The sequence below is a fragment of the Blastococcus sp. SYSU D00922 genome (assembly GCF_054050495.1).
Map to the genome: position 1 here is coordinate 441095 of NZ_JBJGZL010000003.1, position 6517 is coordinate 447611.

Genomic DNA, 6517 nt, shown 5'->3' on the forward strand with positions numbered 1-6517 from the left:
GGGCGACTCCTCGTTGTCAGAGCGGACGGATGGTGCCCATGACGTGCTCGGTCCCCGCCTTGGCGTTCCGGACGGCGAAGTCCCAGCCGCCGTCCTCCTGCGCCGTCGACAGGGTGACCGTCGAGGGCAGGAACAGCGGCTTGCGGAAGCTGACGTCGATGCTCAGCGCGTCGGGGAGCCGGCCGGCCAGCGCCCCGAGCACGCGGGCCTTGACCCACATGCCGTGCGCGATGGCCCGCTTGAAGCCGAACGCCTTGGCCGTCAGCCCCGACAGGTGGATCGGGTTCACGTCGCCCGAGACCTTGGCGTACCGGCGGCCGTCGCCGTCCGGGATCCGCCACGTGGCCGCGACCCGCTCCAGGTCACCCACGGTCACCTCGATGTCGGCCTCCGGCGCGCCCTCGGGCGCCCTGGCACCGCGGGACAGGTACGTCGACGTCGACCGCCACACCTGCTCGCCGCCGGCCGAGGCCGTGGCGCACAGGTCGACCGCGGCCCCGCTGCGGTGCTGCGCGAAGTTCTCCGCCCACACCTCGAGGTCCAGCGGCTCGTCGGACCGGATTGCGCGGAGGACGTCGATCCGGTTCCGCACGTGCACCAGCCCCGGCAGCGCGAGCGGGAACGAGCGGTCGCTCATCAGCGCCATCTGCAGCGGGAACGTGAGCATGTGCGGGTAGGTGGCCGGCAGGACGTCGTCCAGCGGCAGCCGGCAGACCCGGGTGTAGGCCGCGTGGTGGGCCGGGTCCACCTCGACGCCGTGGCGGGCGAGGTGCGTGTCCGGCAGACCCCCGCCCCGCCCGAAGGCGGTTACGGCGGCCTTGGCGTACAGCGCGCCCAGGTTCGGGGCCGAGTCCAGGACCGTGGTGGCCATCAGGCGCCCAGCAGCGACTGGCCGCAGACCCGCACGGTCTGCCCGTTCACCCCGGCGCTGCCGGGCTGGGAGAGCCAGGCGATCGTCTCGGCGACGTCGACCGGCAGCCCGCCCTGCTGCAGCGAGTTGATGCGGGAGCCGATCTCGCGCGTGCCGAAGGGCATCTTCGCCGTCATCTCAGTGACGATGAAGCCCGGCGCGACCGCGTTGATCGTGGCCCCGCGCTCGGCGAACCGCGGCGCCCACGCCCGCACCATGCCGATGACGCCGGCCTTGGACGCCGCGTAGTTGGTCTGCCCGCGGTTGCCGGCGATGCCCGACTGCGAGCTCACGCAGACCACGCGGGCGTCGGCGTTGAGGACGTCGCTGTCGAGCAGCGCCTGCGTGATGTCGAGCTGGGCCTGGAGGTTCACCGCCATCACCGAGTTCCAGCGGGCGGCGTCCATGTTCACCAGCAGCTTGTCGCGGGTGATGCCGGCGTTGTGGACGACGACGTCGACCCCGCCGTGCCGCTCCCGCAGGTGCTCGACGAGCCGCTGCGGCGCGTCCTCGGCGGTGATGTCGAGCTGGAGCGCCGTCCCGCCGATCTCGTTGGCGACGGCGGCCAGCGAGTCACCGGCGGCGGGGATGTCGACGGCGACGACGTGCGCGCCGTCCCGGGCCATCACCTTGGCGATGGCGGCGCCGATGCCCCGGGCGGCACCGGTGACCACGGCGACCTTGCCGGTCAGCGGCTTCTCGTCGTCCGCGGGGGCGGGGACGTCGGCCGCGGAGACGCTCAGGACCTGGCCGTCGACGTACGCCGAGCGGCCGGAGAGGAAGAAGCGGACCGGCGACGCGATGACGCCCTCCGCGCCCTCCGGCACGTAGACCAGGTTGGCGGTCGACCCGTTGAGCAGCTCCTTGCCGATGGAGCGGACCAGTCCGTCCAGCGCCTGCCGCGCCGCTGCCTGGGCCGGCGAGTCGGCGTCCGACGGCGGGTCGGCCAGGATCAGTACCCGGCCGGTGGCCGCGAGCCGCTTCACCGCGGGCGCGAGGAAGTCGTGCGCGCTGGCCAGGTCGGCCGGGGTGCGCAGGCCGGTCGCGTCGAGGATCACCGCGGCCGGCTTGGGGCCGTCCGTGGCGCCGTCGGCGGTGACCGGGGACTGCACGTGGACGCCCTCGGCCTGCAGGAGCTGGGTCAGCGCGTCGCGCAGCCGGCCCTCCCCCGCCGAGCCGATGACCGCCGGCCCGGGCAGCAGCGGCTGCCCCGGCTCGTAGCGGCGCAGGACGGCCGGGCGGGGCAGCCCGAGCTGCTTGGTGATGGTGGTGCCGAAGCCGGAGTTCGCGAAGTCGCGGTACCAGTCACTCACGTGTGCGGTTCCTTCCAGGAGGGACTTTCTGTACAGAAAGTCCCTGTAGGGGTCAGGACTCGAGGATGGCGACGACGCCCTGGCCGCCAGCGGCGCAGATGGAGATCAGGCCGCGCTTGCCGGGGCCGGCCTCGTGCAGCTGCTTGGCCAGCTGGGCCACGATCCGGCCGCCGGTCGCGGCGAACGGGTGGCCGGCCGCCAGCGAGGAGCCGTTGACGTTGAGCTTCGACCGGTCGATCGAGCCCAGCGGCTTGTCCAGGCCGAGCTTGGTCTTGCAGAAGTCGGCGTCCTCCCAGGCCTTCATCGTCGAGAGCACGGTGGACGCGAACGCCTCGTGGATCTCGTAGAAGTCGAAGTCCTGCAGCGACAGGCCGTTGCGGGCCAGCATCACCGGCATCGCGTAGACCGGCGCCATCAGCAGGCCCTCGCCGCCGTGCACGTAGTCGACCGCGGCGGTCTGCGCGTCGACCAGGTGGGCGAGCACCGGCAGGCCGTTCTCGGCGGCCCACTCGTCGGAGGCCAGCAGCACGGTCGAGGCGCCGTCGGTCAGCGGCGTCGAGTTGGCGGCCGTCATCGTGGCGCCCTCGCCCTTGCCGAAGACCGGCTTGAGCTTCGACAGCTTCTCCAGCGACGAGTCCGGGCGCAGGTTGTTGTCGCGCGACAGGCCGAGGAACGGGGTCACCAGGTCGTCGAAGAAGCCGCGGTCGTAGGCGGCGGCCATGTTCTTGTGCGAGCGGACGGCGAGCTCGTCCTGCTCCTCGCGTCCGATCTCCCACTCCTCGGCCGTGATGGCGGCGTGGTCGCCCATCGCCAGGCCGGTGCGCGGCTCGGCGTTGCGCGGGATCTCCGGCACCAGCTGACCGGGACGGATCTTGGCGATCGCCTTGAGCCGGTCCTGCAGCGTCTTGGCGTTGTTGAGCGAGATGAGCACGCGGCGCAGGTCGTCGCCGACGGCGAGCGGGGCGTCGGAGGTGGTGTCCACACCGCCGGCGATGCCGGACTCGATCTGGCCGAGGGCGATCTTGTTGGCGACCAGGATCGCGGCCTCGAGCCCGGTGCCGCAGGCCTGCTGGACGTCGTAGGCCGGGGTCGTGGCCGACAGCTTCGACCCGAGCACGGACTCGCGGGTCAGGTTGAAGTCGCGCGCGTGCTTGAGGACGGCGCCGGCGACGACCTCGCCCAGCTGCTTGCCCTGCAGACCGAAGCGGGCGACCAGCCCGTCGATGGTCGCGGTGAGCATGTCCTGGTTGGACGCCTGCGCGTAGGCGCTGTTGGACCGCGCGAACGGGATCCGGTTACCGCCGACGATCGCGGCCTTGCGAGTCTTCGGGGTTGCCATCGGAACCTCCTGTGTGATGAACGACCGGTTGGCCGGTACTCAGAGTACGCGGTACTGTCTGTCACATGAAAGCCGAGACGATGAGACGCTCGTCGCAGGCCGATGCTCTGCCCGACAAGATCGCCCAGACCCGTGACCGGCGCGACTCGAGATGGGACGAGCACCGGCGCGTGCGCAGGGAACAACTCGTCCAGGCGACCCTGGACGCCGTCGCCAAGCACGGCGCGGGCGTCGGCATGGACGAGATCGCGGCGGAGGCGGGCACCAGCAAGACCGTCGTCTACCGGCACTTCACCGACCGCACGGAGCTCTACGTGGCGGTCTGCACGCGGGTCGCCTCGCAGCTGCTGCCCAAGCTGCGCGACGCCATCGAGAGCAGCGACAAGCCGCGGGAGATGGTCGCCGCGGCGATCGACACGTACCTGGGCTTCCTCGAGGCCGACCCCGAGCTCTACCGCTTCGTCGTCCACCAGCAGACCCTCGACCGGCCGGCCGACCGCGACCCGATCAGCAGCCTGTCCGACCTCGTCGGCGAGCAGGCGGCGGCGATCGTGGGCCTGGCCCTCGGCCGATCCGGCCACGACGACCGCGCCGCGGCGCCGTGGGGCCACGGCGTCGTCGGGATGGTCCGTTCCGCCGCCGACTGGTGGCTGCGCGCCGGGCGGCCCATGCTCCGCTCCGAACTCACCGCTCACCTGACCGATCTCGCGTGGGCCGGCCTGTCCGGCGTCGTGACCCCTGCACCGACCAGCAAGGAGGAGAAGTGACCAGCACCGTTCCCACGTCGGTCGACCCGGGGAAGATCCGCGAGGTCCTCGACGGCCGATGGGCGCACGTCCGCCGCGACGCCCGCGAGAACCTCGACGACCCCGACTTCCTGCCGGTCTACGGCGAGACCATGCAGGAGGCCCGCGAGCGGGTGACCCGCGCGGCCAAGAAGCTGGCCGACTCCGGCCGGGTCGGGCTGGGCTTCCCGAAGGAGTTCGGCGGTGAGGCCGACTCCGGCGCGTCCGTGACCTCGATCGAGATGCTGGCGTTCGGCGACCTCTCCCTCATGGTCAAGGCCGGCGTCCAGTGGGGTCTGTTCGGCGGGGCGCTGGAGCTGCTGGGCACCCGCCGGCACCACGAGAAGTACCTGCGCGACGTCATGAGCTTCGACCTGCCCGGCTGCTTCGCCATGACCGAGACCGGCCACGGCTCCGACGTCCAGCAGCTGCGGACGACGTGCACGTACGACCCGGAGACGCAGACGTTCGACCTGCACACCCCGCACCAGGCCGCGCGCAAGGACTACATCGGCAACGCGGCCAAGGACGGCCGCATGGCCGTCGTGTTCGCCCAGCTCGTCACCCAGGGGAAGAACCACGGGGTGCACGCCTGGCTGGTGCCGATCCGCAACGCCGACGGCACGCCCTGCCCCGGCGTCACGATCGGGGACGACGGCCCCAAGGCAGGTCTGCCCGGCGTCGACAACGGCCGGCTGAGCTTCGACCACGTGAAGGTCCCGCGGGAGATGCTGCTGGACCGCTACGGCCAGGTCGCCGAGGACGGCACGTACACCAGCTCGATCGAGAACGAGACCCGCCGCTTCTTCACGATGCTGGGCACGCTCGTCCGCGGGCGGGTCAGCGTCGGCGGCTCCGCGTCCTCGGCCACCAAGCTCGCCCTCGACATCGCCGTCCGCTACGGCAACGTGCGCCGGCAGTTCGCCGCCCCCGGCGACGACCGCGAGATCGTCATCAACGACTACCTCGTGCACCAGCGCAAGCTGCTCCCGGCCCTGGCCAAGACCTACGGCCTGCACTTCGCCCAGAGCACGCTGGTCGAGACCATGCACGACGTCCAGACCGCCGTGCACGTGCACGGCCAGGAGGTGGACGAGGCCGCCCAGCGCGAGCTCGAGTCCCGTGCCGCGGGCCTGAAGGCGGCCCAGACGGCGCACGCGACGGCCACCATCCAGATGTGCCGCGAGGCCTGCGGTGGCGCCGGCTACCTGCAGGAGAACCGGCTGCCGCACCTCAAGGCCGACACCGACGTCTTCACGACGTTCGAGGGCGACAACACCGTCCTGCTGCAGCTGGTCGCCAAGGGCCTGCTCACCGGCTACCGCGACACGTTCGGCTCCCTGGACGGCTGGGGCCGGGTCGGCTTCGTCGCCGACATGGTCCGGGAGACGGTCCTGGAGCGGACGGCGGCGCGCGCCCTGATCGCCCGCCTGGTCGACGCCCTGCCCGGCCGGGACGACGAGGACATCCCGATGCTCGAGCGCGGGTGGCAGCTGAAGATGTTCGAGTTCCGCGAGAAGCACAGCCTCGAGGGCGCCATCCGGCGGCTGCGGAAGAACTCGACCACCGAGGGCATGGCCCCGTTCGACATGTTCAACGACGTCCAGGACCACGTCCTGAAGACGGCGCAGACGCACATCGACCGGATCGTGCTCGAGTCGTTCGTCGCCGGCGTCGACCGGACCGAGGACCCGGCCGCCAAGGCACTCCTGGACAAGGTCTGCGACCTGTACGCGCTGTCGACGATCGAGGCGGACAAGGCCTGGTTCCTCGAGCACGGCCAGCTGACGGCGGCCCGCGCCAAGCTGCTCACCAGCACCGTCAACCAGCTGCTCAAGGAGCTGCGCCCGCACGTGACGACCCTGGTCGACGCGTTCGCCATCCCGGCGGAGTGGAAGGCCGCGAAGATCCTCGAGGAGGAGGACGACCGGCAGGAGGCCATGGCCGCGCGCGACGCCGAGCTCCGGGCGCAGAACGCCGAGGAGACGCCGGACGGGACCGCGACCGCCGTGGAGGTCCCGCCCGGCCAGTGAGCCGTTCCGCGCGCAGTGGGGGGGGGGGGGGGGGGGGGGGGGGGGGGGGGGGGGGGGGGGGGGGGGGGGGGGGGGGGGGGGGGGGGGGCCCGGGCGCGGCCGGGCGGCGTGGGGGGGGGGGGGGGGGGGGGGGGGGG

General features: G+C 72.3%; 5 protein-coding genes. 2 read left to right on the forward strand and 3 right to left on the reverse strand.

Annotation, left to right across the window (positions count from 1 at the left end; translation table 11 throughout):
- Positions 1-16: 16 nt before the first annotated feature.
- The 3 genes from ACI78T_RS07135 to ACI78T_RS07145 are packed head-to-tail and all read right to left on the reverse strand — an operon-like array spanning position 17 to position 3562.
- Positions 17-871, reverse strand: coding sequence for a MaoC family dehydratase (locus tag ACI78T_RS07135; RefSeq protein ID WP_456557384.1), 855 nt, complete (start codon positions 869-871; stop codon positions 17-19).
- The gene (locus ACI78T_RS07140; protein ID WP_456557385.1) at positions 871-2223 is read right to left on the reverse strand and encodes a 3-oxoacyl-ACP reductase; all 1353 of its coding nucleotides are present in this window, start codon (positions 2221-2223) and stop codon (positions 871-873) included. Before ACI78T_RS07140 ends, ACI78T_RS07135 begins: the two co-directional genes overlap by 1 nt.
- 52 nt (positions 2224-2275) lie before the next feature.
- Positions 2276-3562 carry an acetyl-CoA C-acetyltransferase gene (locus ACI78T_RS07145; protein WP_456557386.1) on the reverse strand — a complete coding sequence of 429 codons (1287 nt, stop codon included), beginning with the start codon at positions 3560-3562 and terminating at the stop codon, positions 2276-2278.
- 65 nt (positions 3563-3627) lie between these two features.
- On the opposite strand from ACI78T_RS07145, the gene ACI78T_RS07150 reads away from it, so the two are divergent.
- Both ACI78T_RS07150 and ACI78T_RS07155 read left to right on the forward strand, forming a co-directional pair.
- Entirely contained in the window at positions 3628-4329 is a 702-nt protein-coding gene (locus ACI78T_RS07150; RefSeq protein WP_456557387.1) for a TetR family transcriptional regulator, read from the forward strand.
- Entirely contained in the window at positions 4326-6380 is a 2055-nt protein-coding gene (locus tag ACI78T_RS07155) for an acyl-CoA dehydrogenase family protein (RefSeq protein WP_456557388.1), read from the forward strand. The genes ACI78T_RS07150 and ACI78T_RS07155 overlap by 4 nt, the downstream gene beginning before the upstream one ends.
- Positions 6381-6517: the final 137 nt, after the last annotated feature.